The sequence below is a fragment of the Arthrobacter sp. MYb227 genome (genome assembly GCF_002975435.1).
Classification (GTDB): domain Bacteria; phylum Actinomycetota; class Actinomycetes; order Actinomycetales; family Micrococcaceae; genus Paeniglutamicibacter.
This window is the reverse complement of record NZ_PCPT01000009.1, coordinates 111,265-136,764: the sequence shown is the minus strand read 5'-3', so window position 1 is coordinate 136,764 and position 25,500 is coordinate 111,265. Positions and strand designations below refer to the sequence as shown.

21 protein-coding genes are annotated in these 25,500 nt (G+C 54.8%); 9 read left to right on the top strand and 12 right to left on the bottom strand.

What is annotated here, in order from left to right; all coding sequences use genetic code 11:
* Positions 1 to 127: 127 nt before the first annotated feature.
* The 3 genes from CQ018_RS15755 to CQ018_RS20340 all read right to left on the bottom strand — a co-directional run bounded on the left by CQ018_RS15755 (position 128) and on the right by CQ018_RS20340 (position 2,710).
* On the bottom strand, positions 128 to 751 hold the full coding sequence (locus tag CQ018_RS15755) for a malonic semialdehyde reductase (RefSeq protein ID WP_105550963.1): 624 nt from the start codon (positions 749 to 751) through the stop codon (positions 128 to 130).
* 418 nt (positions 752 to 1,169) lie between these two features.
* Complete coding sequence (locus CQ018_RS15750; protein WP_105550962.1) at positions 1,170 to 2,462, bottom strand: sensor histidine kinase; 1,293 nt, start codon at positions 2,460 to 2,462, stop codon at positions 1,170 to 1,172.
* Positions 2,463 to 2,488: 26 nt separating this feature from the next.
* Positions 2,489 to 2,710, bottom strand: a complete 222-nt coding sequence (locus CQ018_RS20340) for a hypothetical protein (protein WP_146111930.1) — start codon at positions 2,708 to 2,710, stop codon at positions 2,489 to 2,491.
* Positions 2,711 to 2,822: 112 nt separating this feature from the next.
* Here CQ018_RS20340 and CQ018_RS15745 point away from each other — a divergent pair, with 112 nt between their 5' ends.
* Positions 2,823 to 3,494 (top strand): response regulator transcription factor, encoded by a 672-nt coding sequence (locus CQ018_RS15745; protein WP_105550961.1) that lies wholly within the window; start codon positions 2,823 to 2,825, stop codon positions 3,492 to 3,494.
* 200 nt (positions 3,495 to 3,694) lie between these two features.
* Positions 3,695 to 5,434 carry a BCCT family transporter gene (locus tag CQ018_RS15740; protein ID WP_105550960.1) on the top strand — a complete coding sequence of 580 codons (1,740 nt, stop codon included), beginning with the start codon at positions 3,695 to 3,697 and terminating at the stop codon, positions 5,432 to 5,434.
* A gap of 122 nt (positions 5,435 to 5,556) precedes the next feature.
* On the opposite strand, the gene ctaD is transcribed toward CQ018_RS15740, so the two are convergent.
* Positions 5,557 to 7,278 (bottom strand): cytochrome c oxidase subunit I, encoded by a 1,722-nt coding sequence (gene ctaD, locus CQ018_RS15735; RefSeq protein WP_105550959.1) that lies wholly within the window; start codon positions 7,276 to 7,278, stop codon positions 5,557 to 5,559.
* 403 nt (positions 7,279 to 7,681) lie between these two features.
* Here ctaD and CQ018_RS15730 point away from each other — a divergent pair, with 403 nt between their 5' ends.
* The 4 genes from CQ018_RS15730 (at position 7,682) to CQ018_RS15715 (ending at position 12,836) form a co-directional block, all read left to right on the top strand.
* Positions 7,682 to 9,007 carry a sensor domain-containing protein gene (locus CQ018_RS15730; protein WP_105550958.1) on the top strand — a complete coding sequence of 442 codons (1,326 nt, stop codon included), beginning with the start codon at positions 7,682 to 7,684 and terminating at the stop codon, positions 9,005 to 9,007.
* On the top strand, positions 8,992 to 9,645 hold the full coding sequence (locus tag CQ018_RS15725; protein ID WP_105550957.1) for a response regulator transcription factor: 654 nt from the start codon (positions 8,992 to 8,994) through the stop codon (positions 9,643 to 9,645). Before CQ018_RS15730 ends, CQ018_RS15725 begins: the two co-directional genes overlap by 16 nt.
* A 27-nt stretch (positions 9,646 to 9,672) precedes the next feature.
* The gene (locus tag CQ018_RS15720; protein WP_105550956.1) at positions 9,673 to 10,353 is read left to right on the top strand and encodes an alpha/beta family hydrolase; all 681 of its coding nucleotides are present in this window, start codon (positions 9,673 to 9,675) and stop codon (positions 10,351 to 10,353) included.
* 71 nt (positions 10,354 to 10,424) lie between these two features.
* Entirely contained in the window at positions 10,425 to 12,836 is a 2,412-nt protein-coding gene (locus CQ018_RS15715) for a DEAD/DEAH box helicase (RefSeq protein WP_105550955.1), read from the top strand.
* Between the two features lie 62 nt (positions 12,837 to 12,898).
* On the opposite strand, the gene CQ018_RS15710 is transcribed toward CQ018_RS15715, so the two are convergent.
* From CQ018_RS15710 to CQ018_RS15675, 8 genes are all read right to left on the bottom strand, one after another.
* Complete coding sequence (locus CQ018_RS15710) at positions 12,899 to 13,684, bottom strand: SDR family oxidoreductase (protein ID WP_105550954.1); 786 nt, start codon at positions 13,682 to 13,684, stop codon at positions 12,899 to 12,901.
* A 174-nt stretch (positions 13,685 to 13,858) separates the two neighbouring features.
* A complete protein-coding gene (locus CQ018_RS15705; RefSeq protein WP_258142652.1) occupies positions 13,859 to 14,446 on the bottom strand; it encodes a histidine phosphatase family protein in 588 nt (195 codons plus the stop codon).
* A 37-nt stretch (positions 14,447 to 14,483) separates the two neighbouring features.
* Positions 14,484 to 16,082 carry an exo-alpha-sialidase gene (locus CQ018_RS15700; protein WP_105550953.1) on the bottom strand — a complete coding sequence of 533 codons (1,599 nt, stop codon included), beginning with the start codon at positions 16,080 to 16,082 and terminating at the stop codon, positions 14,484 to 14,486.
* A 60-nt stretch (positions 16,083 to 16,142) separates the two neighbouring features.
* Positions 16,143 to 17,039, bottom strand: coding sequence for a universal stress protein (locus CQ018_RS15695; RefSeq protein ID WP_105550952.1), 897 nt, complete (start codon positions 17,037 to 17,039; stop codon positions 16,143 to 16,145).
* Between the two features lie 350 nt (positions 17,040 to 17,389).
* Positions 17,390 to 18,463 (bottom strand): substrate-binding domain-containing protein, encoded by a 1,074-nt coding sequence (locus CQ018_RS15690; RefSeq protein ID WP_105550951.1) that lies wholly within the window; start codon positions 18,461 to 18,463, stop codon positions 17,390 to 17,392.
* A 63-nt stretch (positions 18,464 to 18,526) separates the two neighbouring features.
* Entirely contained in the window at positions 18,527 to 19,549 is a 1,023-nt protein-coding gene (locus tag CQ018_RS15685; RefSeq protein WP_105550950.1) for an ABC transporter permease, read from the bottom strand.
* Positions 19,536 to 21,074 (bottom strand): sugar ABC transporter ATP-binding protein, encoded by a 1,539-nt coding sequence (locus tag CQ018_RS15680; protein ID WP_105550949.1) that lies wholly within the window; start codon positions 21,072 to 21,074, stop codon positions 19,536 to 19,538. The genes CQ018_RS15685 and CQ018_RS15680 overlap by 14 nt, the downstream gene beginning before the upstream one ends.
* Complete coding sequence (locus CQ018_RS15675) at positions 21,071 to 22,111, bottom strand: NAD(P)-dependent alcohol dehydrogenase (RefSeq protein ID WP_219844071.1); 1,041 nt, start codon at positions 22,109 to 22,111, stop codon at positions 21,071 to 21,073. The genes CQ018_RS15680 and CQ018_RS15675 overlap by 4 nt, the downstream gene beginning before the upstream one ends.
* Before the next feature lie 174 nt (positions 22,112 to 22,285).
* Between CQ018_RS15675 and CQ018_RS15670 the strand changes: the two genes are divergently transcribed.
* The 3 genes from CQ018_RS15670 to CQ018_RS15660 are packed head-to-tail and all read left to right on the top strand — an operon-like array spanning position 22,286 to position 25,327.
* On the top strand, positions 22,286 to 23,230 hold the full coding sequence (locus CQ018_RS15670; RefSeq protein WP_181149924.1) for a sugar-binding transcriptional regulator: 945 nt from the start codon (positions 22,286 to 22,288) through the stop codon (positions 23,228 to 23,230).
* Positions 23,227 to 24,615, top strand: a complete 1,389-nt coding sequence (gene xylB / locus CQ018_RS15665) for a xylulokinase (protein ID WP_105550947.1) — start codon at positions 23,227 to 23,229, stop codon at positions 24,613 to 24,615. Before CQ018_RS15670 ends, xylB begins: the two co-directional genes overlap by 4 nt.
* A 19-nt stretch (positions 24,616 to 24,634) precedes the next feature.
* On the top strand, positions 24,635 to 25,327 hold the full coding sequence (locus CQ018_RS15660) for an HAD-IA family hydrolase (RefSeq protein WP_105550946.1): 693 nt from the start codon (positions 24,635 to 24,637) through the stop codon (positions 25,325 to 25,327).
* Positions 25,328 to 25,500: the final 173 nt, after the last annotated feature.

Sequence of the window (25,500 nt, the reverse complement as noted above, 5' to 3'; positions counted from 1 at the left end):
GAACTACTTTTACGCATGAAAAACTCCCCGAAAGTAAGGAACTGAATTAGTCAGTCCAACTTTCGGGGAGCAGTTCAATTAGGTTACGACCCCTCCATTTTTTGTTGCTCAAGAACGTTAGAAAAAATTAAACCGTCTTGGTGGCTGTCTCTGCACTCAGGCGTGGCAGGCGATCAAACCATGGGTTTTCACCCGGTGTTCCAACATTGACGATCATGAAGGTGTGGTGTGCTGTGCCCTCGTTGATGACGCTGTCAACACCGGCGGGGTTGAAACCACCCATCGGACCCGCGTACAGGCCTGCTGCGCGAACTGCCATGATGAAGTAGCCGGCCTGAAGCCATGCGTTGTTCTTGGCGATCTCGGCGCGGGATACTGCGTCATCGTCAAACATTGCCTTGCGCTCGGGCGCGTGAGGGAAGAATTCGGCAAACTGCTCGTGCCAGTTGGCATCGTAGCTGAGCACAGCAAGAGCGGGGGCATCCAACGATTTGGCGCGGTTGCCTTCCAGCATGTGCGCAACAACCGCCTCGCGAATTTCAGGACTCTTGACCCAGGTGATGCGAAGCGGCTGATTGTTCATCATGGTCGGACCCATCTTGGTCAGCTCGTAGATGGCTTCTAGAGCTTCCTCGGAAACTGCCTCGGTGGAGAACGTGTTGGCCGTGCGTGCCTCAAAGAAGAGCTTGTCCGCGGTTTCGCTGTCAATGGCTAAGTTTGAATAAATGGCTTCGGTGGTTTGCAGGCTCACGGAAAAATCTCCTTGATTCGTGTGGGGGTTCCTACAATAGAACGACCACACGGTGCTGGCACATTCCCCAATACAGCGGTGATACCGATCACGTAAATCTTGTGGGCTTGCTTTAAATGGGTCAGCGCGCCCGACATCGCCGTGGATGGGTCGCACTTGGGGTTGCAAACCATCCGGGGCCAAGGTTTCGAATACATCTTGGGGGAAAATATTCGTAACAGCTCCAGCGCGAACTAGCTTGGGGGAATAGTTCGCAGCTTTGGCGATGTCTGGCACGCTGAGCGAGATGTCCTTGGAGCGCCACTCGCAAAACGCTCCAGAGACTTCTCGAATCGACCGTTCCTTCGATCTGTTTACAACAATATCGAGAATTTGAGCCCGGCACATTGGACTTTTGGACACACTTACTGAGGTTACCTCAGTTATCGTTCGACTCGGAAGCTTCTTCACGAAGCTGCGGGTGCGCCAAGTTAAGCACCGTAGCAGGTAGCTCCGCACGAACTACCCAATCTCCTAAATGCCGCTTGGCGGACAACGTGCCGCCGAAGGTCGCCATACGGTCCGTCATCCCGGTGATACCAGAGCTGTGCTCATCATGCTGGATCCCAGCATTCGCTATCTGACGCGGCAATTCATTGGCCACTTCAAGCCAAACCCTGTCGCCAGACATCTTGGCTTCTATCCTGCATGCGGCATCGGATTTAGCATGTTTCACGATGTTAGTTGTTGACTCCTGCAACACTCGGTACAGAGCGGCCTGGGCAGATTGAGGCAGGGCAGCAAGTCTTGCATCGGCAATCGTTTTGGTGGGGTGTCCCAAATCGATAAGCCGTTCGGCAAATATTTCAACACCAATGAGGATTTCCAGGCTGCTCGCGGCGTTACCTGCCGAGTCAACTAGCGAGCCAGAAACTCTCGTTGCAGGACCGTCAGAGCGCAGGACATTGAGCATAACTCTCAGATCCTGTAGGGCTTCCTTGGATGTTGCGCCGATAACTTTGAGTGCTGCTTGGGCGACCGCCGGATCGCCAGAGAACTCTGCAGCTTTGGCCTGCATCGAGATCACAGTGATGTCGTGGGCAACAATGTCATGTAAGTCCCGCGCGATCGCCTTACGCTCAGCGTCTACCGCTTCTTGCTGTTTGCGCTTCAGTTCAGCAATTCGAACTCTGTCGGCTTCTCTTTGGGCACCTACCTTACGGGCAAAAGTTGCGGCAAAATATGCCAACCCAATAAGAGGAAGTAAAAGCGCCAGAAAGCCTACGTCCATTGGTCGTGAAATTACTAGTGCCGCTGCCCACGCAAGCGACATTGCCAAATAGGTTAAGTATTGTCTACGTGCTGCAGTCAATGTAAGCATGCTCAAAATAAAAGGGACTACGAAAAGCGCAAGAAGATACTGCCCAGCCCACACGCTGGTAATCATCGATAAAGCTGAAAGCAACATCGTATAAATAGGGCTAACCCAAAGTAGCCCGATCGAAATCACAAAAAGAGCACTCACTAGTACAGAGATTCCTGCACGGCGCACAACCGCCGGATCGCCAGCACCTATGAACGTAAAAATATCTGTAATCAGTAGCAGGCAAGAAATACTACTTGCCACCAAAAGAATTTTCCGGCCCAGCGGGTACGGTTTAAGAGTGTGGGCAGTATCTACGACGGTGGAAGCTAATTGCATCTTCTCATTGTTGCTGAGTCGGGCGCTCATCTAAAGAACGCCCGACCCAGAAATACCTAGCGTCCGCAGAGAGCCCCCAAATTACGGCAAACCCAGTCATTGAATGCGTCGGACATTCCGGCAGTACTAACTCCAGGGTTTGAACCACCCTGAGAGATTGGTCCCGAAATAATCGTGCCAGCGCCAAGCACTGGGGCGGCCTGCGCCGACACTGCGGCTGGCATCATTAGGGCAACGGACATAGTTAAGGCGGCGAAAATGCGAGTTTTCTTAGTCATAATCCCCATTGTTGCAGTTATCCACCGAAGTCAATAGGTACTTTTGTACACACTTTTAAGTCCACCCGTGCCTTCCAGCCATCGTCTCGCATTGATCACTACACTCAAGAACGTGAGCGATATTCAAGTACTAACAGTCGATAATGAGCCGCTGATGCTTCAAGCCCTCAGGATCATCATCGATGCTGCCCCGGGATTCAGCTTGATGGGCGAGGCCACAAACGGCATTGAAGCAGTGAACTTCTGTGCCGGGAATAGCCCAGACGTAATTTTGATGGATATGCAGATGCCACGAATGAACGGTGTCGAGGCAACAGAGATCATCACGACCAGTTACCCAGACATTAGTGTCTTGGCAATTACCGCATTCTCTTCGGAGGAGTTTTTAGTTCCAGCTCTGCGAGCTGGCGCAGCGGGTTACATCATCAAAGATTCGGAACCGAAAGAAATCCTAGACGCCATCCGTGCGGTTTTTGATGGAAGCGCTGCCATCTCGCCTTCGGTTTCACAGGATCTAATAAAGGCTATCCGCGAAGCACACGAAACCAAGTCTTCAGTACCCGAAGGTATGACTAGGATTCCACTCTCAGAACGTGAGCTTCAAATCCTACGATTGCTGGCTCGCGGCATGAATAACCCTGAAATTGCCCTCGAAATGCACGTTGCAGAAACTACGGTGAAGGCTCATCTGGGACGAGTGATGGCTAAATTTGGTGTGAGAGATCGAGTCCAAACCTTGATCCGTGCGGCCCAGTTCGGACTAGTAGAACTACATATGGATTAAGATGTCACTTAATCCTGACGAACGACCAAACAATTTTTAGAGATTATTGACAAGATTTCGTTTACTCTTGCTTTGTGCACATCCATCACATAACTCTCAAGTGAAATCCTGTTGAATCATATTTCGCTTGATCCATGCAACTTTGGTGGGTTACCACACTTTACTTGGGTTACTCTTGCTTCGGTGGTTAGGCTCGGAAAATGACAACGGAACAGAAAACGGAAAGTTCATCGCCCCGCGTCCATCGGTGGGTCTTTTGGCCGGCCGCACTAATCATCATAATTTTTGTCGCATTTGCCATGATCGCTCCCGGAACTGCGGAGGCCCTATTTGCCTCAATCCAGTCCAAGATCATCGGATACTTCAACTGGTATTACGTACTGATTGCAACAGCCTTTGTAGGTTTCAGTCTTTGGTTAGGATTTGGAAAGTTTGGCGATATCAAGCTCGGCAAAGACGAGGATGAACCTGAATTCTCTCTAGGATCATGGTTTGCTTTGCTCTTTGCCGCAGGCATGGGCATCGGTCTTGTCTTCTATGGTGTGAGCGAACCGTTGAGTCACTTCGCGTCGCCCAAGCCAGGCGCCACAGGATCTCCCGCAGAGCTAGCCCAGCAGGCACAATCCCAAACTTTCCTGCACTGGGGAGTTCATGCCTGGTCGATCTACGTTGTCATTGGATTGGCCTTAGCCTACGCAATTCACCGCCGTGGGCGACCCATCTCTATTCGCTGGACTCTTGAACCGCTTTTTGGTCGCAAGGTACGCGGTGGTCTAGGCAACCTGATCGATGTGATCGCTCTTGTGGGTACCATCTTCGGTGTCGCGACGTCGCTCGGATTCGGTGTTCTGCAGATCAGCGCTGGTTTGGAAAGCGCCGGGATCATGAAATCCTCGACGCTCATTGATTTGGCAATCATCGCTGCCATTACCTGCTTGGTTCTCTTCTCGGTACTTTCTGGTGTTGGAAAGGGCATGAAATGGCTGTCTAACACCAACCTCATCATTGCCGGAGTTTTTGTACTGGCACTACTCATCGTTGGTCCCACCGAGTTCCTACTACGCAACTTCGTGCAGTCCATCGGTACCTACCTGCAGAACTTCTTCTCTTTATCCTTCAATGTCAGCGCGTTCACAGGTGAAGCCGGTGAAGTCTGGCAAGGCATGTGGACAACGTTCTACTGGGGCTGGTGGATTTCGTGGGCACCGTTCGTTGGGATTTTCATTGCCCGGATTTCGCGTGGTCGCACAGTTCGCCAATTCGTTTCCGGTGTCATCTTGGTTCCCACCGTGGTCACCTTCCTATGGTTCTCCGTTTTGGGTGGAACAGCCCTTTACGGACAGCTCCAGGGCACGGGCAAGCTCATAGCAGCCGATGGCTCGGTGAACATGGAAGGTTCCCTCTTTGCCATGGTTGACCAGCTTCCGGCCGGCGCCGCTTTGACGGTTGGTGCCATCATCATGATTGTTATTTTCTTTGTCACTTCTGCAGACTCTGGGGCATTGGTCATGGGGATGCTCGCAACCGGTGGCGATGTGGAACCAAAGAACTGGATTCGTATCTTCTTTACGCTTACCACCTCGCTACTGGCTGCATCATTGCTCCTCTCCGGCGGACTCCAAGCATTGAAGACCGCAGCAATCATCATTGCCTTGCCGTTTAGTATCATCTTGATATTGATTTGCTGGGCAACGTACAGAGCTTTCTCCAGAGAAGTGCGGGTCTACCAAAAGGTGCAACGAATGGCTTTCGTTGACCACATTGGTGACTTCTATGGGCTTGAAGTTGAGGCACCAAACCAGGAATCACAGCTCCTAGATCTGCGCCGATTTACTGCTCGTTTGCGTCGCGCAGTTCCGCTTGCCCAGCGTTCCCACCGCGGCGCTACTCACGGAACCGAGCAGCACACCATCGAAGAAAGCAAGGGCGACGAGGACTAACCACACGGTTACAGGGATTTGCCCCGTAGCATCGCTATAGAACACAAGAGCTGGCTGGATTTATGCACGACGCATATTTTCCAGCCAGCTCTTGTGTTTTGGTTCAGAAATAGATCTGAGCGCTACATTTTATCTTTCTGGTCGGCAGGGCCAAAGATCTTAGCTACCGGATGATCTGGGGTGCTACGGGCGCTGAGTTCTGGATGATGAAGATCCAGCGCTGGGCGTTCGGAACGGATTCGCGGAATCGTATCGAAGTTGTGCCGTGGGGGCGGGCAAGATGTTGCCCACTCCAGCGACGCACCAAATCCCCACGGATCATCAACGCCAACTTTCTTACCGTGTCTGTGGGTAGTCCATACGTTCCAGAAGAAGGGGATCATCGAGGCCCCCAAAAGGAAAGAAAACACAGTCGAAAATTGGTTCATTGAGGTGAACCCGTCTTCTGGCATGTAATCGGCATAGCGTCGCGGCATTCCCATGACACCCAACCAGTGTTGGATGAGGAACGTGCCATGGAAACCAACTAAAAGCATCCAAAAATGAATCTTTCCCAATCGTTCATTAAGCATTTTCCCTGTCCACTTGGGCCACCAGAAGTAAAATCCAGCGAACATCGCAAACACCACGGTTCCAAAGACCACATAGTGGAAGTGTGCGACCACAAAATAGGTATCGGTGACATGGAAATCAAGGACCGGGGCAGAGAGGATAATGCCGGTGAGTCCGCCAAAAAGGAAAGTTATCAGAAAACCGAGGCTCCAGAGCATCGGGGTTTCAAAAGTGATTGAGCCCCTCCACATGGTTCCAATCCAGTTGAAGAATTTCACTCCGGTAGGCACGGCAATCAGCATGGTCATGAAGCCGAAGAACGGAAGTGCAACCGAGCCCGTCGCATACATGTGGTGGGCCCAGACCGACACAGAAAGCGATGCAATACCAATGGTTGCAAAGATCAAACCCTTGTAACCAAATACGGGTTTTCGGGAGAAGACAGGAAAGATCTCCGAAACGATTCCAAAGAACGGGATAGCAATGATGTACACCTCTGGGTGACCGAAGAACCAGAAAAGGTGTTGCCACAAAATCGGGCCACCGGCTTCGGGATCGTATACATGTGCACCGAATCGTCTGTCTGCACCCAACGCAAATAGCGCCGCAGCTAATGGTGGGAAGGCCATAATCACCATGATTGCAGTGATCAAAGTGTTCCAGGTGAAGATCGGCATGCGCCACATCGTCATACCCGGAGCCCGCAAACAAATAATAGTGGTGATGAAATTAACCGAACCCAGAATGGTTCCAAAGCCCGAAAGCGCCAGCCCGAAGACCCACAGATCTCCACCAACCCCCGGGCTAAAGGTTGTATTTGCAAGTGGTGCATAAGCGAACCATCCGAAGGACGCAGCGCCCTGCGGGGTGAGGTATCCGGCCAGCGCAATGAACGAACCAAAGGCGAAAAACCAGTAGGCAAGGGCATTGAGTCGTGGAAAGGCAACGTCCGGGGCACCAATTTGCAATGGCATCATCACATTGGCAAAACCCGCGAAAAGCGGTGTAGCAAACATCAAGAGCATGATGGTGCCGTGCATGGTGAATAGCTGATTGTATTGCTCTTTGGTTTGCAGTATTTGCATACCTGGCTCAAAAAGCTCCGACCTCATCAGCAAAGCCATGACCCCACCAATACAGAAGAGGGTGAACGAGGTAATGAGGTACAGGTAGCCAATTTTTTTGTGATCCGTAGTCGACAGCCAGTCAACTATCAAGCGGCCCCTTGATAGGGGTACTACCTGCGGTCCAGTAGTGCTGCGTTCATCGGTTGCGTATTCGTACGTTGCCATGGTGATCCCAAGTTCTCCCAACGGTGAGGGAGAACGTCGAATGTTCTACATTCGTCGACCAGCCCCGGAGTTCCTTGTATATATCAGTACAATCACTTTCCAGCATGCCCCTGAACTGCTTGTGTTACCAGAGTTGCACCGGAAAACTCCAAGTGATCACTATTGGCGACCGCATCCGATCCTCTCCAAATAAATCGTCGGGGAAGATGACACACAAATTTTCACTGGACGGACCTGGTCAGAGGCACGTCCCCTACATCCTGGTGGTGGGGGTTAACCCCACCACCAACGCTCGGCCATCCTCGCTCATACGCGGGTGGCTACCGGTCAGACATGAGCCCCGACCTACGACAGTATTAAGGTACGTTAGTCATCCGGTAGTTGAAAGGCCCCCTGTTTCATCATGAGCCAGCAGTCATCCCCCGCAGTAAAACCAAGAGTGGTGAACCGTTTCGGACGGGAGCTTGGCTACAACCTGAGCGCAATATTCACCGGAAGCATCGCTTTCTCGATTGCCATTGCGTTATTTTCCGCTGGTATTTCCACCATCATCATCTATGTGGGTGTTTTCATATTGCTTGGTGCGCTCTACAGCGCAACAGCTTTTGCCGCGATCGAACGAAATATGGCTTCGTGGGCCACCGGTCAACTACCACCGACCTACTACAAGAGATCGGATTCTGCTTCAAAGCTGCGCCGGGTGCTCTCTCCGCTAACCGATGCGCAACGCTGGAAAGACTTACTGCATGCGGTCGTTTCCTTCCCCGTGCGAGTTCTTGCATTTTCGGTAACCATTAGTTGGATTGCTGCTGCCTTGGGCGGGCTGACCCAGTGGTATTGGGATCGCTTCCTGCCAGAAGCAAACACGGAGCTCTGGGATCTTTTGGACATCGATGCTCGGTACCACGTTTGGTTACAGCTAGTCCTAGGTTTGTTCTTCTTGGCAACGCTTCCGGCGATAGTGCGAGGACTGGCACTCTTGCAGCGGGTCTTGGCAGTAGGTTTATTGACGAACGAACGTCAGGCTCTACGTGAAGAAGCTAAGCGTCTGAGCGCTTCACGTAGCTCCGCAATCGCGGCAGAGGCCGGAACCTTACGCAAGATTGAACGCGACATTCATGACGGTCCGCAGCAGCGCATGGTGCGAATGAATATGGATCTTGAGGCAGCAAAACGCAAGCTGGATCCACACGACCAGGCAACGTTGGCTCTGCTCGATTCCGCACTTGAACAATCTCAGGGAGCCTTGACCGAATTGCGTGCCCTTTCACGTGGCATTGCCCCACCGGTGTTGAGTGATCGAGGTCTGATTGCCGCCCTCGAAGCCGCCGCGGGACGCTCTCCAGTCCCGGTGACTTTCCAGGTCAACCCCGATGTCCCACCACGATTGCCTACTGCAGTGGAAGACGCTGCCTACTTTGCCGGATTGGAATCACTGACAAATGTTGCCAAGCATTCCCACGCAACGCACTGCCAGCTAGCGCTGGACGTAACCTCCGATGGCCTGTGGCTCCGAATTCACGATAATGGAGTTGGAGGAGCCCATCTGGGTAAGGGCACCGGTTTGGCCGGTTTGGTAGACCGTCTGGCGGGCGTCGATGGCACACTAAATATTGAATCTTCACCAGAGCGTGGCACCGAAGTAACAGTCTTCATTCCCTGGCATGATTCCTTCGAAGAATCCGTATTTTCTTGCGGGCTAAACTTGGAGATGTGCGAATTGTTATAGCCGAAGATTCGGTCCTGCTCCGTGAAGGCCTTGTTCGTCTGCTTCAGGAGAGCGGGGCAGAGGTTCTTGCCGCGGTAGCCAACAAGGATGATTTAGTGGCCGCCGTGGAAGAACACACGCCGGATGTAGTGCTCACCGACGTGCGGATGCCGCCCGGGTTCAGTGATGAGGGCTTACGCGCCGCGGAGCAGATCCGGCAGAAGTACCCACACATTGGAATTCTTGTGCTCTCCCAATATGTTGAGCTCACCTATGCCTCAGACCTGTTGGCCGGAGCCTCAACACCGGGTTCCGGCGGACTCGGTTACCTGCTTAAGGACCGCATTGTCCGGCTTGAAGAAATGACCGAAGCTCTCGACCGTATCCACGCCGGTGGAATCGTGTTGGATCCGGAGGTAGTTTCTGCGGCCTTCAGTAAACCTCGCACCAATCCCTTAGAGTCCCTCACACCACGCGAACGAGAAGTTTTGGGTCTGATGGCAGAAGGCCGGACAAACGCTGCAATCGCCAAAACACTATTCTTATCCGCCGGCGCCGTGGAGAAGAATATTTCTTCGATCTTTACCAAGATGGGCCTGATCACCAGCCTAAACGACCACCGCAGAGTTCTTGCGGTTCTCGCCTGGATGAACGCCTAAAAATAGCTACGCAGGGAGCACACCACTATGGGATCCACCGAAAACTTATTTTCCGTACCCGTGGCAGAGACCGAGGTTTCTGCCGCCTATCGCCGGCCCAGCAATTCTCTGGCAACGGTAGTTCTCGCTCATGGGGCAGGAGCCGGAAAGGATCATCCATTCATCACCGGTTTCGCCGATGCCCTCAACAACCTGAATATTGCAACGCTGCGTTTCAATTTCCCCTACATGGATGAGCGAAAGAAGTTCCCGGATCGACCGCCTCTGGCTATCGCGACCTGGCAAGCTGTCATGGGTGAGGCACTGAAGCTTTCTGCTGGTGAGCCACTCTATGCAGCGGGAAAATCTTTTGGTGGTCGCATGGCTTCCATGGCAGTTGTCGAGGGCATGGATACCGCTGGTCTGATATTTCTTGGCTATCCGTTGCATGCACCAAAGAAACCAGAGAAGCTTCGTGATGGTCATCTATATGGTTTGAAGGTACCGATGCTGTTCATGCAAGGAACCAAGGATCCCTTTGCACAAGCCGAATTTTTGGAGCCGGTCGTCAAATGTCTAGGGGTAAACGCCAAGCTGAAATGGTTCGATGGAGGAGATCATTCATTCAAAGTTGCCCGCTCAAAGCGCACGATGCAACAAGATGGGGCTCAATTGTCTGCCGCCGTTGAAGAGTTCATCAACAACAACTCGGCCGGTGCACCATCCTAAGCTGTCGCCACGAGGGCGTAATTAGTCGATAGATTCGAAGCATTAGAAGTAATATCGGGCACAATGGGAATATGAAGACGCCTAAGGCGGGCCAATTTCAGGAACAACTCCCTCTGGCCGATGTGTTTGAAAGCGAAGTCGAGGTTCCTGCTCAAGGCCGGGAACTAGAAGAACTGCGTGCCGAAAATAGCAGGTTGCGACGCCTGCTGGAGCTGAGCGAACAAGAATCCAAGCCAGCCAGACAAGGGCAACCCGAGCTCGCACTTCATGCGAGCGGACCGCTGACCAAGAACTCCCCCTCGGATCTCAAGGTTTCCTTCTACCAATCATTGTTCCGTGCCCGCACCGATATATACGCCCGACGCTGGGAAAACAGCAAGGCCGGAACATCGGGTTGGGTTCCGGCGGTGCCAGGTGGTTGGCGCAAATGGATGGACCGGGAAAACGCAAATTATCTGCGCTTGACTCCCCGTGCCATCGAGGCACACCTTCGCGGTTCCGAACATCTGGGGCTCTACCCGTTAACAAATAATGACGGTTGCTACTTTATTGCCGCCGACTTTGATGGCTCCGCAGCATTACTCGATGCGTTGGCTTACACCAAGGCGGCCCGATATTTTCAGATTCCGGCGGCCCTAGAAATATCGCAGTCCGGACGTGGAGCACATGTGTGGATATTCTTTAGTTCGGAAGTTCAAGCGGTAGATGCACGAGCACTCGCCAGTGGGCTATTAACCGAGGCCATGAACATTCGTGGATCGATGTCACTAAAATCCTATGACCGTTTATTTCCATCTCAGGATCGGCATACCGGCAAAGGCATGGGAAATCTCATTGCGGCTCCGCTCAATGGAAAGCGACGCTTACACGGGACAACACTCTTCTTGGACACCAGCACCTTAGAGCCCTATGACGATCAGTGGGCCTATCTTTCAACCCTTGGACGGCTGTCACCCGCCGAGCTACTTCGCCTCATTCGTAGGTTGCCTGCCCCGATTACCGGAGCTAAAACACGTTTCCGCACGCCCGTGGCCACGAAAATTGCCCCACGTACCGCAGCATTGGTGCATGCACAGATTGATTCGCGGATTACCGTGCAGGCGGATGATCTGGGCCCGGCCATGGTGAGCGCTTTAAAACATGCAGCATCCTTACCCAACCCACTGTTCTACGAAAAACAACGGCAACGCCGCTCCATCTGGGATACTCCACGTTTTCTCACCAGTTACGATGAAACTCTCGAAGGGAATCTAGTACTCCCCCGCGGAGTTTTGCCCCTTCTCGAAGAATTAGTGCAAAGCGCCGGCAGCACCCTAGAGCTCACAGACAACAGGGACCATGGGTTGGCGCAAGAATTCGTCTTTTCCGGTGCGCTGCGTTCCGGCCAGCAAGCCGCGGTTGACCACGCCCTGGCACACGACCTTTCACTCATTGTCGCGGCTCCTGGTTCCGGAAAAACTGTCATGGCTCTGGCAGTTGCCGCGGCACGAAAGACCAGCACCCTGATCCTTGTTGATCGTAAGGCTCTTGCCGATCAGTGGCGCGCCCAAGTGCTCGCGCTGTTGGGAGTGAAAGCCGGACAATTAGGTGGTGGGAGAACTAAATTAGGCGGTTCCATTGACGTCGCCTTGCTGCCTACCCTTGCCCGTAAGAAGAATGTTGCCGAGTTATCTTCCGGTTACGGGCAGGTTATCGTCGATGAATGCCACCACGTTCCGGCTGCTGCTTTCACTCAGGTGATGAACCAGATTCCGGCCGCCTACTGGCTTGGGCTTACCGCAACACCATATCGCCGAGATGGTCTTGAAGAGTTGATCTTCCATCAGCTTGGAACCCAAACCCATGAGTTCGCCTCACTACGTCCGGGTCAGCTACCTGAAGATTCTGCCTCGGTTGCGGTACCCGCGCTTGAACTCAAGGTCCATGAAACATCATTCAACTATCAAGGTGAGGCAAGCCCGGTGGCACCCGGTGGTCTTCACGAAATCTATAGGGATCTCATTGCTGATCCGGCCCGTTTGAACCAACTTGTTGATGATATTTCTGCTGCCTACGCTGCAGGAGCCAAGGCCTTGGTGCTTTCCACCTGGAAAAACCATTTAGAGCTATTGGCCGAGGGGCTGCTAGCGCGCGGAATCACCCCGGTGGTTCTTACCGGTGAGCTTACGAGCAAGGAGCGTGTCGCTTCCATTGCCGGTATTGAGGCTCGAGCCGCGAGCTCACCTATCGTGGTTTTGGGTACCGGTTCGTTGATTGGTGAAGGCTTTGACGCACCTGCACTAGATACCTTATTCCTTGCCGCGCCGATTTCCTTCAAGGGACGTCTGGTGCAGTATGTTGGCCGCGTGACTCGTTCACACCCGGGCAAGGAAGTGGCAGTAGTCCACGATTATCACGACGTGCTCACACCGGTGCTCGCCTCCTCTTGGTCAAAACGCAGAGCTGGCTACACGGATATGGGATTCAAGATCCCCCCGCTATAAACAGCACTGGCGATCGCACCGTTTGGTGTTGCGATCGCGAGCAAAAATCGGAGTACTTGGAATTAGCTCCAGATATTGTCGCCGCGCAAAGAAGCGTCGGCACCACCATCTGCGTAGATGGTCTGACCGGTGACATGGGTATTTTCTTCGCTAGTCAGCCAGACCAACAAGCGGGCAAGAACAATTGGCTCCGAGTGGTAATTCAACGGCATCGGCACATGACCGTCTACCATGTGGCGCCCCTCTGGAGTTGAAAGCATCTCCGCGGTCATCGGCGATAGAACGGTACCCGGAGCAATAGCATTCAGTGGAATATTCGCGCCGGCCCACGTTGGGGTAATCGATTCACGACGCACCCAGCGAGAGAGCGCGCGCTTACTTGAGGAATAATTCAGGTAGCCTGTCTCCGGACCGGCTTCGGACAGAGCCGTACCAATCTTCACCGCGGCGGATTCATCCCCGGCGAGCATTGCTTCTACCAGTTCAACCGAGTTTTGCTGCAATGAAGCCATCGAGCTAACCACTGCTGCACGCGGCGCGTGGCTCATAGCAAGCGTTGGAGCCAGGCTGTCAAGAAATTCGGTGACCCCAAAGTAGTTCACTTTAACTGTCAGGGGCGCAGGAGAAGCGATACCCGCGCAAGCAATAACCGCATCAACTTTCCCGTTAGCAAGTTCAAGTGTCTGCTCGACAGCATTGGTACGTCCTTCTGGAATGCTGAGGTCTGCTTCAATTTCTGCTCCTCGCAGGTCTACACCGATCACAGTTTCGCCACGCTCACGTAGCAATTGCGCGGTAGCTGCACCGATTCCAGACCCCGAACCGGTAATGACATAGGTACGTGACAAAGCGCTTCTCCTTTTTGTACCCCTCGGGGGCACCTATCTGGCTGAGCTAGCGGATAAGAATCTCGCTCGAAGCCAACCTCAAACGTGCTGACTTAAGAGCAGCGTATTAGGGTCATCGCCACAAGGACAGTAGATTACATTCACCGTTCGGTATTGTGTCTGGGTTTCCACCCGTCAGCGCTCCTGTAGTTGTATCCCATTGACGCTGCATACCTTCCAAACACCCTCGCTGTTATCGAGAAGCGCAACCGAACCGTTGAGAATTGTGTCTAATTTGTATCCGGTGAAGTCTGAGAGCGTGTAACGAATGATGGTTCCGTGGCACACTACGAGCACATTTTGCCCCAGAAATTCCTCGCTGATCAAAGAGATTGCCTTATGTCCACGGGCCACCACAGATTCTAGGCTTTCAATTCCTCCACCGGTCTTGTTGGGCCACAACTTTTCCGATTCCTCGAGCCGCATTCCTTCAGCTTGCCCATAGTCTCGTTCGATAAGTTCGTCATAGCTGTGACCCACTTTAAGACCCAAATCCTGGGCAATGATTCGTGCTGTTTCGCGAGCTCGCTTCAACGGGGAGCTCACGATGGCATCCCAGTCACCACCGGCCAGCGCCGCTGCGGCTTCGTGGGCTTGCTGCCGCCCCGTAGCATTTAACGGAATATCGCTTGAGCCTTGTAAGAGCTCGCGAGCATTCCAATCGGTTTGGCCATGGCGGATAAATCCAAGTTTCATGGTTTCATTCTCGTCTCCAGCGCTCATGTCACGTTAATTTGGTTCCCTCGAAGCAGCCTCAGGCTCAGCCCCCAGCCAATTGTTTGACTTCACCGGTAACGGTATCGGCGTCAAATTCTTGGATCCAGTTTCTGCCGCCGGCCTCTAATACGCACCTAATGATGGCTCGGCCCTGGGCAATATCGGCGCGCGTTATTGTGTAGGTCGGAGTGAAATAGAGGGATTCTTCCCCTGCGTTGAGAGCCACCTCCGGGAAATTTTGTGCAAGATCTCCATCAAAGTTTCCGCTGAAGGCTGCGTTTACCACCAGAGCGGATGTATTACTAAAACGACCGGTAAAGGCCAAAATATCCCCTGCCCGCAAACCCTGTGCCACCGGACCATAGTTTGTCTCCTGTGCTTCACGTGTTCCGAGAATCTGTTGCGCATCCGCATAGCCTTGCCCGATTTCTTTCCAGGTGTGTACACCCCAGTCCGAGGATTGGGCAGAAATGACGTGGGATTGACCAACATTCACCCAGTGTTTGGGACGTCCGGGAGTAATTGACCTGAGCACCATACAAAAATCGTTTATTTCGGCTTCTTGATATTCAGCAATCTTGTGTCCAACGGCCTCCGCTGAGAGGTGTTGTGCATCCATTCTGGCAAAGACAATTTCTCGATATCCGTTGCGTTCATACAAAACGCCGAGCGAACCGTCGGCAAGAATCGCTCCCGTTGAATATGCGCTGCTTCCGGCCCAGATGGTTGCCGCAGGTTTCCAAGATTGCCCGTGGTCGCCAGACGCACTCAGTACTGTGTTCCGCCGTAAGGAAGTGTCCCGATTATTGGTGGCAAGCAGATACTCATCACCAGCACCCGTGCTTGGAAGCTTGAAAATACTTCCGTTATCGCTTGGATCAGGTAGCGAGTCGGCCGAATATAGCGGGCCGTAACTATGCCCGCCATCTTCCGAGATGGCCTGAAGCCTGGCATTCTTCGCACGGGAATTTAGCAGTACTTTTCCGTCGGGAAGTTCAACTACCTTGTTTTCGTTTGCTTCGGTGCTTGTTGGCTCGCCGAGCACCCAGTTTTCTCCGTGGTCATCCGAATAGGCCGATGCGGCGCGAATCTCTCCGCGGAGAAGGATCACCATCTGCTGGATCAGCCGTCCAGCGTAAGGTCCCTGCGCGAGTTGGATACCTGCACCGGCAGCCGCGAAGATGCCGGCAATTCCCGCGCGTTTAAGTTGTGCGGTCAGCCGCCGGTGAGTCCAGCTCTGCCCGTCATCATCCGAGTAGGAAAGATCCACATGCTGTACCGCGTCCTCTGGCTCGAGTCCCTCGAGCGCTTCGAAGAAGCCGGCATGAGTGCCCGCAGCATGAAAGCAGAAGATTCTCCCGGTGAGCTGGTCAACAAGGAGGCTGGGGTCTCCGTATCCGTTCAGACCGGTGCCGGTACGGATATTTTGTTGTGGACCCCAGGTCAAGCCGTGGTCAAAGCTCCGACGTACGAGTAGATCGATGGTGTTGGGCAGATCATCTAGGTTTGGCCTTGCGTCATAGGCCGCCAACACGGTGCCTCGTGCGGAAACAGCAAGGGCAGGAATCCGGTATTGACGGTGTCCAGCGATCCCGCGAGCAGCCAGTACCTGATGCGAAAAATTTTGGTGAGTTTGGGACATAATTAGAACTTTTCCGTGCCTAAAATAGCGGACCGATTTCCAGGTCCTTGTTACGAGTTATTAGATGTGTGCAAGGCTTGCCGCGGCGGGGACCGGGACGTGAAATCGTGGAATGACCACCATGGGTACAGGTAGGGCTCGAAGCATCTTATTGGCCGTAGTTCCCAAAAAAATTTGGGGCCGCGATGCAAGTCGACTGGAGCCAATCATGACGACCTCCGATTCGTCCCAATCTAAGACTTCGATTGCCGCCTCAATAGTTTTTCCCTGGGCAACATCGGCGGTGACCAAGGTGCGGTTTGCTACCCCAACGACCGCGCGGTCCAGGGTTTGTTGGGCATGCCTCCGTGCCCAATTTTCGTCATCGCTGCGGTGCGGATCTCGGTCAAGGGCCACCAAGGAAATCAGTCGCAAGGGAACGTGCCTGATGGCTGCCGAATCGACGGCCACCTCCACCACCGAATCCGCTCCCGTACGCGTGCCTACGGCGCAGGTAATGCGGGTAATGGCACGCGGACCTTGATAGCCGGATGGGGCTAGTGCCACGGGCATGGGTGAAGCATGTAGTAATGCGTTAGCAACGCTGCCCACCGTAAAACGTCTAAACGGCCCGGTGCTGGCTGCACCAACAATTACCATGTCTGCCTTGAACTCGGTTAATGCACCCAACAGCCCTTCGGCCATAGAGTCCGCAAAGCGAATATGAGTTTCGGCTTTTAGCCCCTGAGGTATCAGGGCAAGCGCCTTGGACATCCACTTTCGTGCCGTCTGCCGCTGAAAGTCTTGGTAAACGCGTTCGGACTCGGACATAGCATCTTCGGGTGGAACACCCCGGATAATATGAACCAATTCAATTTCTGCATAAATGGGGAAGGCCAAGGAGCGAGCCAAGGCAATCGCTAAGGAAATGGCTTCGCGCCCCCGCTGATCCTCGGTGCACCCGACGATGTACTTCACCTACTGTTTCCCCTTCTCCCGGCGCAAACCAATATCTACCATATTCGCATGTCAGAGGGTTTCGACGGACTAGTTCACCGTGTGTGAAGTGCCGTTTGGGCTACCCCTTGGCTAGATCGAACAGGCTACCGTCGTCACTCCGTCGAGGAAGAATGTCCGTCCCTATTGACGGTGCCGAAGCGATCTGCGGGTTCCGAACCACCACACGGGAAACACCTACACCGACGGGCGAAATGCACGGAAAATACGATTTTCGCAACCCCTGACACGCGCTATCCTACACATGCAGAGAAGCCGGCGTTTATTCGTATTTCATACGAGTAAACGCCGGCTTCTTTTATGTGGTTAAGCTACTTTGTTTGTCCCGGAAGACCCTCGTAAGCAACGTTGCCACTCTTAAGGTTTTCGGTGATGAGTTCCGGAAGTTTCTCAAGGAACGCGGCACGCTCGGTAACAACGTTCTTCATTGCCGCATCAACGTTGTCCTTCGTGATGGCCGGCATGTCGTAGACTGGCTTGGCGTTACCACTTACGCCCTTGGCTAGGTCAACGGCGACGGCAAGGCCTGCAGCCATTTCAACGGTGCCGTGCTGCAGCGAGGTGCCAATGAAGTCACCGTTCTTGACCGCTTTGAGGCCATCTTCGATTCCGTCAATGCCAACGATCGGGACATCAATGACTCCCGCTTCCTTGAGCGCCTGAAGTGCGCCGAGGCCCATGTCATCATTCTGTGAAATAACGCCGTCGATATCATCACCAAATGCGGAGATCCAGTTCTTCATCTTGTTCACGGCCTCGTCGCGCTTCCAGTTCGCTGTGTCTTTGGCCAACACCTTGACTTCTGGGTACTTGGCCAAAACCGAGTCGATTCCTGCACCACGGTCAATTTCACCCGAGCCGCCCAACGGACCCTGCAAGATGACAACGTTGCCCTTGCCACCAAGCTCATCCATCATCATCTGGGCTTCCTGTGCACCGGCTGCATTGTCGTCAGGCTGCACCGATCCATCGAGCTGATCGTTCTTCAATGATGCGTTTACGTCAACGAAGGGAATTCCTGCGGCCTTGGCCGCGGCCACCTGTGGCTGCAGAGAACCTGCCTGAACCGGGTTGACGAGAATTGCGTCAACCTTTTGGTTTACAAACTGATCGACCTGGTTTGCCTGCGTGTTTACGTCAAGGTTCGCCGAGTTCCAGAGGATCTTTACGTTGTTGGCTGCGGCGTAGGCATCAATGCCTTCCTTGCCCTGAGTCACGAACGAGGACATGTCGTAGACGCTGACGCCGACGGTGATTTGACCATCGGCGGAGCCGGTCGCTCCACCGCCAGCATTCGGGTCTCCCGCACCGCAACCGGTGAGAACTAGCGCTGCAAGGCCTAGGGCAGCGACACCGGTGGTGAGCTTCTTGAAAGGACGGATCATCGTCGATACTCCTACGTAAATGAAATGAAATGAGTTGGTTGGGAAAACTTGGGGTGATCGGAACTATTTGCGGTGTTTGGATGCCCAAACATCGACGGCAACTGCCGCGACGATCAGCACACCCTTGATGACGTTCTGCCAGTAAGCAGGAACCACCAAAAGATCAAAACCGTTGTTCAGGGTCTGGATCAGCAGCAGGCCCAGGGCGGTGCCCCAGATGCTACCGCGGCCACCCATGAGCGAGGCTCCACCGATGACGACAGCGGCAATAGCGTCAAGTTCGTAGCCGGACCCTAGGTTTGGTGCACCAGAAATGACTCGTGAAGCGATCATAATGCCGGAGAGCCCAGCCAGCACACCACTGATTGCGTAGACGCTCAGGAGGATTCGGGAGCTATTCACGCCGGCAATTTCGGCGGCCAGACGGTTCCCACCCACGGCGTAGACGCGCATACCGTAGGCGGTTCGCTTCATGATGATGGCTAGGCCGACGATGCTAACGATCATCAAAATTACCGGAATCTTCACACCCAGGATCTCGGTGTTTGCGAAGGAACCAAAGGCCGCGGGTAGACCGTTGATCGGAGCGCCATTGCCAATCACATAGGCCATACCGGAGGCCAAGGTCATCATGCCCAGGGTGGCAATAAAAGGCGGAACCTTCATGTAGGCCACCACCATGCCGTTGATCAAGCCTGCCAACAGACCTACTAGCACCGCAACGATCAGAGCCAGCCACACCTGATCGGGGAAGCTCTTGGCCGTCAGGGCACCGGCCATGGCGCTGGCCGCGATCACGCTGCCAACCGATAGGTCAATACCACCGGTCAAAATGACGAGCGTTTGCCCCAAGGCAATCAAGGCGAAGGGTGCGGCAGCTACCAGAATCGTCGCTAGGTTTTCCGGAGTGCCGAAGCGTGCGCTGCGGTAGAGGAAAAACATGATCACGAGGATCATGACGACAACCATTGCGTTGTCGATCAACAGCTGGCGGAACCACGGCCCACTGAAACGGGCTGGTCCCAGCGCGGCTGCGGGAGCTACAGACGCTGAACCGGCGACCGGGGCTGGTTTAGTCGTTTTCATGGGTGGATTCCTTCTGGGAGTTGGTTTCCTGCCCGGAGGCAAGCCTAAAAATACGGTCCTGAACATCTGGGTGAGATAGTTCGTCACGGTTAAGTTCTGCCACAAAAGCCCCTTCACGCATCACTATTGTGCGGTGCGTGAGAGAAAGGATTTCTGGCATATCGGAGGAAGCCATCACCACCGCCATGCCTGCCTGGGCAAGCTCCGTGATGATCCGGTAGATCTCATTGCGGGCACCGACGTCTACACCACGGGTCGGTTCGTCGAGCAACAGCACATCGACCTTGCCGGTGAGCCAGCGGCCCAAGACAACCTTCTGCTGGTTTCCACCGGAAAGCGTTTCTACCGGTTGCCCCAGCGTGCGTCGTTTCAGACGCAGCGAGTCCATTACCTCAGCGGCTGCCTGCTGACGGTTCTTACCGTGCAGCCATCCAGCTGTCGAGAAGGCCGAAAGCCGCGGAAGGATGGTGTTATCGAGGATCGACATGCCCATGACGGCCCCGGCTCCCTTACGGTCCTCGGGTACCAAGGCCATTCCCGCGACAATCGAGGCCGCAGGGTTCGCCATGCGTACCTGGGTGCCCGAGACGGAGATAGTTCCGGCGCTTCGGGCACGCATGCCGAAGATGGTTTCAATAAGCTCGGTGCGTCCGGCGCCGACGAGACCCGCGAGTCCAAGAATTTCGCCCCGGCGTACCTCTAGGCTGACCGGTGCCCGGTCTTCAACCTTTAGCCCATGGACCTGAAGCAGAACTTCATCGGTATGTGGGTGAACTTCGGGGAATAAATCCTCGAGTTCACGGCCAATCATGGCTCTGACGATGCCGTCGTCGGTGATTTCGTCAATAGGCTGGTCTTCCACCAGGTTGCCATCGCGCAGCACAATCACGCGGTCCGCCATGGCCCTAATTTCTTCCATCTTGTGTGTTGTGAATAACAGTGCAACGCCCTCGGCACGTAGCTGATGAACTACCGAGGCAAGTCTGGCGACTTCCTTTTCGGCAATGGCACTTGTCGGTTCGTCAAGCAGCAAAACTTTGGCGCCACGAGTTGTGGCCTTGGCGATTTCAATGATTTGGCGGATACCCACCGGCAGTGAACCCATTTGGACCTCGGGTGAAATATCCAACCCGAATTTTTCGAGCATTCTGCGTGCCGCGGCCTTCATGGCACGGCGTCGGAGGAATCCACCGCGAATTAATTCGCGACCGATGAAGAGATTTTCATAGACCGTCATATCGGGGATGGAGGCAAGTTCCTGGGGCACGATAGCAACGCCAAGTTGGTTTGCCGCCTGAGCATTGCCGACCGGTAGGTGTTGCCCAGCTACTTCAACGTTTCCGTCGTCAGCACGGTATTGCCCCGAAGCGATCTTCATAAGGGTTGATTTTCCGGCGCCGTTCTCACCGGCCAAAGCCGTCACCGTGCCGGGCTCGAGTGTCAGGCTGATGCCCTTGAGCACAGGTACACCAGCAAATCCCTTATGGATGTCACTACAGGTCAGTGCGCCGGAAGCCGCGTTCATGCTGCGCGTCCCGGGCGAATCATGGTCTTTAGGCTCGTGGAAGCGGTCGAAGCAAGCAATGCAGGTTCAACTTCGTCTAGTCCGTAGCTACCGGTCACCAAGGAATCCAGATCAACACGGCCCGTACGCACTAGATCGATGGCGGTAGGCCAGGTGTTCGCGTAACGGAAGATGCCTGTGACAACGAGTTCACGGTTCTGGATCAAGGGAATCGGCAACGCAATTTCATCGGCACCCATACCTACAAGCACCGCAATTCCGGCGGGCGCCAAGGCTTCGAGCCCCGCACGCACCGCCGGGGTGGCGCCCGAGCATTCGAGCAATACGTCGACACCGAGCTTACGCAATTGAGCATCATCCGCAATCGCGTCCAAGGCACTGTCGGCACCAAACTTCACTGCTTGGGCCCGACGATCGGCGTCAATGTCGCTGACGATAATTTCAGTTGCACCGAATGCTCGCGCAACTTGGACGGCAATGATGCCAATGGGGCCGGCACCCGTAATGAGTACACGTGAGCCCGCGGTGATCCCTGCCTTGCGTGCCGCGGCTATGCCCACCGAGAGCGGCTCCATGAGGGCTGCCGCATCATCGCTGATGCTCTCCGGAACTTCGAATGCGAAATGCGACTGAATGGTTACATATTCGGCGAAGGCTCCATCAATGGGCGGAGTTGCGTAGAACTCCATATGTGGGCAGAGGTTGTAGGCACCTGCCAGGCTTTGCTTGCTGGTCGGCGAGGGTCGCTGAGGTTCGATGGAAACGCGTTCACCGATACGTGCCGGGTCGACACTGGCGCCGACGGCAACGATGGTGCCCCCGGCTTCATGGCCCAGCACCATGGGGGATTCAACAATGAAATCGCCAATGCGGCCTTCGTGGAAGTAATGAACATCGGAACCGCAAATTCCTACCGAACCGACCTGCACGAGGACCTCATCGTGGGCCGGAACCGGTACCGGGCGACTCTCTACGACTACCTCGCCAGCGCGGCGTAAGACGCTTGCACGCATCTGTGTTGGCAATGGTTCGCGCATGTTTGTGCTTCCTTTGTGTGGTTACTTCAACGGCGCCTCGCCCGCGACAGTGCGGCATTGGACCGTGACGACAGCAACAGTATGTCGCACTTTTGCGCAGATGTGCAACTGCGGTGCTCATGTGAGCGGGATACGATAGGCTGGGAATCAGAAACCCCACTAGGAGACCCCACCTTGACACCTATCGGCCCCGATGAGCTCGTTCGGCTAGCTCATATTGCTCGTGAGCATTACATCCTCGGGAAAACCCGTGTTGAAATCGCCGAAGAGCTCGGACTGAGCAGATTCAAGGTGGGCCGCTTACTCGATGATGCGGTGAAGTCCGGGATCGTCACCTTTGAGATCTCGGTTCCCGGCCCCATCGATGTTGAAAGATCACTTGAACTGCAAAAACGCTTTGGGCTCAAACGTGCTGTAGTGGTTCGCACTCCCACCGACTCCCCCGAAGCGGTTCAGGAAGAGCTCGGAAGGGTCGGGGCCCAATTGCTTTCAGAGATTTCAACCCCAGAGCATGTTCTTGGGATGACGGCTGGCCGCACCTTGGGGCAGTTGGCCCGCTCTTTGGAAAGTCTTGCGGTTTCCGAAGTCGTGCAACTGGCAGGCGTCGCTGGCCCCATGCAAGCCACAGGCGTTGAAGTCATTCGACGCGTGGGAGAGGCCGCAAAATCTCGAGGCTGGACGCTTTATGCTCCACTCGTGGCTTCCGACCCGGAAGCTGCTGCGGCAATTCGCCGGCAGCACGATGTCCAGCAGACCATGAGCCAGTTCGACAGGGTAAATTTAGCCCTAGTGGCCATCGGAAGCTGGTCCCCGGCCGACTCGCAATTCCACGATAATCCTGCGCTGAGCGCAGCTGATCACGCAATGTTGCTCGAACGCGGCGTGCAAGCCGATATCGGTTCAATCCTTATCGATCGAGACGGCCAGCTGGTCGATGCCATTCAGGAACGTTGCATCGCCATCGATGCCACTGGTTTACGAGCCATTCGCGAGGTTATCGGTGTCGCCGGCGGTGCCTTGAAATCCGACGCTGTCCGCGCCGCACTTGCCTCGGGACTTATCGATTCATTGGTCACAGACTTTTCTCTCGCCAGCCGACTATTGGAGAACCACGCATGAGCCGCACCGTCGTCGCCGGGATAGATTCCTCGACTCAAAGCACCAAAGTGGTGCGAGTAGATGCCGAAACCGGTGAAATCCTCAGCAAGACCTCGGCGCCGCACCCGGACGGAACCAGCATCCGCCCGGAACGCTGGTGGGAGGCCTTGGAATCTCAGGGAACACTCGATGATGTTGCTGCTCTCTCCGTCAGTGCTCAACAGCATGGAATGGTGGCCCTCGACGCTTCCGGAGCGCCGGTCCACGACGCCCTCTTGTGGAACGACACTCGCTCTGCACCGCAGGCCAAGGCCCTGCGTGAACGCTTGGGCTCCGAATACTGGGCCAAAGAAATCGGCATTGTTCCAGTTCCATCTTTTACCGTCACCAAACTGGCATGGCTTGCAGAAAATCACCCGGAACTGGCCGATCGTGTCCACCAAGTCCTCTTGCCACACGACTGGTTGACGTGGCAACTTGCCGGGCGCCCTGCGATCGCAACCACAGATCGAAGCGACGCTTCGGGCACCGGATATTATTCAGTTCCGGAGGGCCGCTACCGCGAAGACATCCTGGAACTCGCCTTCGGCCGAACTCCCCAGTTGCCCAAGGTTCTAGGGCCTTCCGAGGTTGCCGGGACCACTCCTTCGGGCGCGTTGATCGCCGCCGGCTGCGGAGATAATGCGGGAGCCGCCTTAGGACTCGGACTGGTTCCCGGCGAAGTAGTTGTCAGCATCGGCACCAGCGGAACAGTATTTGCCCCTTCCGCCGCCCGTATCCAGGACCCCAGCGGCGCAGTTGCGGGCTTCGCGGATGCAACTGGGAACAATCTTCCGCTCTTGGCTACGATCAACGCGGCCCGCACATTATCGGCCAGCGCCACCATGCTCAATGTTGATCTCAACGAATTTGACCGCCTGGCCTCGGCCGGAGCACCGGATGCTGACGGCCTGACTCTAATCCCTTACTTTGACGGGGAACGCACACCTGATTTACCACACGCTACGGGCACCATGACCGGGCTGACTCGGGCGAACTTCACACCGGAAAACATGGCCAGGGCCTCGGTCCTCGGCTTGCTATGCACACTTTCCGATGCGCTAGATAGGCTGCGTGCCCAAGGGGTTAGCGCCCAACGTATCGTACTTATCGGCGGAGGATCGCTCTCCCGCTCGGTGCGCCGAGCCGCAGCCGATATCTTCGGGGTTGAAGTGGTCGTTCCGGTTTCGGCCGAATACGTTGCCCTCGGTGCTGCCCGGCAAGCAGCCTGGGCGCTCAGTGGTGAAAGTGAGCCTCCCACGTGGTCGCGTACTACCGATGAAATATTTGAGCCGCAGGGTTCCACCTGGGCCGCCGAGGTACGCGGCAGGTTTACCGCCGCACGCATCGCTACCTATGGCATCTGACATTTCCGAAAGGAATACCATGACTCACCACACCGCTTCCCCCCACGGAATCGAAAGCTTGGCAGGTCTCGAATTTGAGGCTATTCTCTTTGACCTGGACGGCACCCTCATTGATTCCACGATCGCCACCGAACGTGCATGGACTCATTGGGGAACCCTCATGGGCCTTTCCAATTACACACACACATTGCACGGACTCACCGCTCAAAGCCTTGTCAATACGCTTATAGATGAGCCTCGGCACGCCGAAGCACTGGAACTGATCACCCGTTTAGAAATTGAGGACACCGAAGGAATCCATCTCAAAGATGGGGTGGGAGCACTCTTGGCCTCGCTACCTGCCGAACGTTGGACCATTGTTACTTCATGCACGAGTGCCTTAGCCTCGGCTCGGATGGGCGCAGCATCACTGGCACGCCCCCTCCACATGGTTACCGCGGATCAGGTAGCGACGGGTAAACCTTCACCCGAAGGATTCTTACTATCCGCGCAACGACTGGGCGTAGATATTTCTCGCTGTTTGGTAGTAGAGGACGCACCTGCTGGTTTGAGCGCTGGGAACGCTGCGGGTGCCTACACGCTGGCCGTCACAGGAACGTACGGTGCCGATGCTCTCGAAGCCAACGCGATCGTGAACTCGCTGGCACAAATCGAGTTCAGCACCGTTCCCAACGGGTCCCTACGGCTCACAATCGCCGCAGACCGCAGGTAGTTTTCACGGAAATTTGTGCTAAGGATCGCCTAGCACCTGCCAGCCTCATGTGTGCCGGGACCCGAACGGCGAAGCGCTCAATGACGACCATGAGAACCGCTCACACACGCTACAGCGAGGGCGTCCGTGCGTGGCGGCCGCCAATAATATTGGCCAAAATAATGACATCCGCC